Source organism: Streptomyces sp. NPDC039424 (assembly GCF_055639495.1).
The window spans coordinates 1-3,477 of record NZ_JBVKAI010000048.1; the positions used below are offsets into that span (position 1 = coordinate 1).

Here is a 3,477-nt window from a genome sequence, read left to right on the forward strand (position 1 = left end):
TTGAGTTCCCGGTATGTGAGGGTGGTGTCGCCGCTGACCACGGCGACCGTGTCGGGCGTCTCGTCGGCCCGCGCCTCGAACAACCCCGGCAGGGTCGTCCCGCCGGTCGCCGCGTGTGTGTCATTGCGGGCGGAGAGCAGGTCCCGCCGCTCCTCGTCGGTGAGCAGGTCGATCCGGGCGATCGGCCGTTCGGCGTCGGTGACTACCAGGTCGAGGACCCGGATCAGCCGGTCGAGGAACGCGGCGGCCGTGGCCCGGTCGAAGAGATCGTCGCGGTAGTCCAGGCGCAGGTAGAGGCGGCGCCCAGGGGCGGCGATCAGGGTCAGCGGATAGTGCGTCGCGTCCCGCCCGCGGCCGAGGTCCGGGGCGATCCGCAGCCCGCTCTCCGGCAGCTCGGCGGGGTCGTCCCAGGGATAGTTCTCGAACACCAGGCAGGTGTCGAAGAGGTCCCCGAGCCCGGCCAGTTGCTGGATACGGGCCAGGCCCAGATGGTGATGCGCGGTCAGCCGCGACTGCTCGTCCTGCAGCCCCACGACGGCCGACAGCAGCGACTGCGCCGGGTCCAGCGTGACCCGGACGGGCACCATGTTGATGAGCAGGCCCACCATCGCCTCGACGCCCGGCAGCTGCGGGTCGCGTCCCGCCACGACGGCCCCGAACACCACGTCGTCCTGTCCCGTGCGCCGGCTCAGCACCAGAGCCCAGGCGGCCTGCAGCACGGTGTTCAGGGTGACGCCCTGCCGACGCGCCCAGTCGGCGAGTGCCGCCGTGCGGTCCTCGTCCAGTTCGACCGTGATCCGCTCCGGCAGCAGCGCCGGGCGCGTCGGATCCACCGGTGTGAGCAGGGCCGGCTGCTCCAGTCCGGCGAGAGCCTCGCGCCAGGCGGCCTCCGCCGCCGGCCGGTCCTGTTGCGCCAGCCAGCCGAGGTACTGCCGGTAGGGGGTCACCCGAGGAAGCACGGCGGTGTCACCGTGGCTGCCGTACAGAGTGATCAGCTCGCGGACCAGGATGGGGGTCGACCAGCCGTCGAGGAGGATGTGATGGGTCGTCATGATCAGCCGGTGGTGCTCCCCGGCCAGCCGCACCAGGGAGAAGCGCAGCAGCGGCGGCTCGGCCAGATCGAACCGGCGGCCGTGCTCCTTGGCGGCCAGCCGGGCCAGCTCCGCCTCCGCCTCCGCGCCGGGCAGCGCCGAGAGGTCGAAGTCCTCCCAGGGCACCTCGAACTGCCGGTGGATCAGTTGCACGGTCTGTCCCGAGTCCACCTGACGGAAACCGGCGCGCAGGTTCGGATGCCGTTGGACGAGGGCGCGGACCGCGGCCCGTAGGCGCGCCCCGTCCAGGGTGCCCTGGATGTCGAAGACGTGCTGCACCGCGTAGACGTCCGCGCCGTCCGGCTCGTAGCGGGAGTGGAACAGCAGTCCCTCCTGCATCGGGGAAAGGGGCAGGATGTCTTCCAGGCCCGACGACGTCATTTCTGAATCCTCCACGCGGCTTCGAGCTGCTCGATGTCGTGCTGGCTGAGTTCGGTGAGGGGAAAATCGGAGGGCGTGTGACCACCGGCGCCCGACCGGTCGCCGTGCCGGACCAGGCCGCGGATCGCCCGGAACCACTGATCGCCGAGGAGCCGGACGTGCCGCTCGGCCCACAGGTCCGGCGCCCACGTCCAGACGGCCTCCAGCCACGGCCCGTCAGGGGCGTCGCGGACCATGGAGTTGACCTCCACTCCATGCGCCAGTGCGGTGGCCGGATCGGCGCCGCTCAGCAGACCCCCCTCCGGCGCCACGGTCCAGGCCGCGTTGCCGGGGATCACCGGGCTGCCCGCGGACGGGAACCGGCCGAGGTAGTTGAACCCGACCTGGGGCACGGCGAGCCCCGCCAGCTCCCGCCCGGTCTCGGGATTCAGGTGCCGCAGCAGCCCGAAGCCCAGCCCCTGGTCCGGCAGCGACCGCAACTGCTCCTTGACCCGCTTCAGCGCCGGTCCGAGCGCCGGCCCGCCGGAGACGACCTCCTCCCACACGAGTGGACCCGGATCGATACGGACGGGGTACAGCGAGGTGAACCAGCCCACGGTGCGCGACAGCTCCGTACCCTCGACGATCTCCTCACGCCCGTGGCCCTCCACGTCGACCAGCAGCGCCGTGTGCCGCCCGCGCGCATGGTCGCGACGCCACTGGGCGACCGCCAGGGCGAGGGCGGTCAGCAGGACGTCGTTCACCCCGGCGTGGAAGGCCGCGGGCACGGTGGTCAGGAGCGGGCCGGTTACCTCGGGCGGGAGGGAGAGCGTGAACTCGCGGGCCTGCCCGACGGTGTCCCGTACGGGATCCAGCCGGCCGGCGGTCAGCGGAGGGTCGGCCGCGCCGAGCAGATCGGCCCAGAGTGTCACCTCCGCGGCACGCACCGGCCGACAGGCCTCCGCCGCCAGCAGCCGCGACCAGCGGCGCAGTGAGGTGCCGACCGGATCCAGCCGGGGCGCGCGGTCGAGTGCGACCGCCTCACAGGCGGCGACCAGGTCCGGAAGCAGGATCCGCCAGGACACCCCGTCCACGACGAGATGGTTGACGAGAAACAGCAGCCTGCCACGGCGAGCCCGTCCGGCGTCGAACCAGACCACCTGGAGCAACAGCCCCCGCTCCGCCGACAGACGGCCCGCCGCCGCCTCCACCTGCTCGTGGACCAGCGCCCCGTCGACGCCGCCGCCACCGAGGTCGACCCGGTGCACCAGCTCCGCGGCCGACACACTGCCCACCGGCAGAACCTCCAGCGAAGCCGACCCGCCCCCGACGCCCGCAGGCGTCCGGACCAGCCGCAGCGCGTCATGGTGGTCCACGAGCGCCTGGACGGCCGCGGTGAGGCGGTCCTCACCGAGATCGGCGGGCACCTCCAGCAACATGGCCTGGTAGAACCCGTCCACCTCACCACCGCGCGCGTCGAACCACCGCATGATCGGAGTGGGTTCCACCACCCCGATGCCCGATCCGTCGTCCTTGGGGGCCGACAGCTCCAGTTCCTCGGAGACCTCGGCCAGCCGGGCCACCGTCCGCTGCTCGAAGACGTCCCGGACCGCGAATCCGACCCCCGCCGCCCGCGCCAGGCTGACCAGTCGGATCGAGACGATGCTGTCCCCGCCCAGCGCGAAGAAGTCGTCCTCGGGCCCCACCCGGTCCACCCCGAGCGCCTGCGCGAACAGCTCACCGAGCAGCCGCTCGCGCGCGGTGCGCGGCCCACGGCTCGGTACTCGCGCCGCAAGAGCGGCGCCGGGGGCGGGCAGCGCGGTCCGGTCGAGCTTGCCGTTGGCCGTCAACGGCAAGCGGTCGAGCTGGACGAACTCGGACGGCAGCATGTAGTCCGGCAGCCGCCGGCGCGCGAACTCACGCAGGTCCTCCGCCGGTGTGGTGGTGTCGGCGACGACGTAGGCGATGAGTCGGGTGTTGCCGGGTTGGTCCTGGTGGACGGTGACGGCTGCTTGGGCGATGTCGG

The 3,477-nt window shown here is 72.6% G+C and carries 2 protein-coding genes; both read right to left on the minus strand.

The features are described from left to right. A partial coding sequence (locus ACZ7L0_RS43905) for a condensation domain-containing protein (protein ID WP_471248190.1) occupies nt 1–1,472 on the minus strand: 1,472 nt, incomplete at its 3' end. Beyond that, nucleotides 1,469–3,477: condensation domain-containing protein (locus ACZ7L0_RS43910; RefSeq protein WP_471248191.1), on the minus strand; the 2,009-nt coding region annotated here is incomplete at its 5' end. The genes ACZ7L0_RS43905 and ACZ7L0_RS43910, both read right to left, overlap by 4 nt.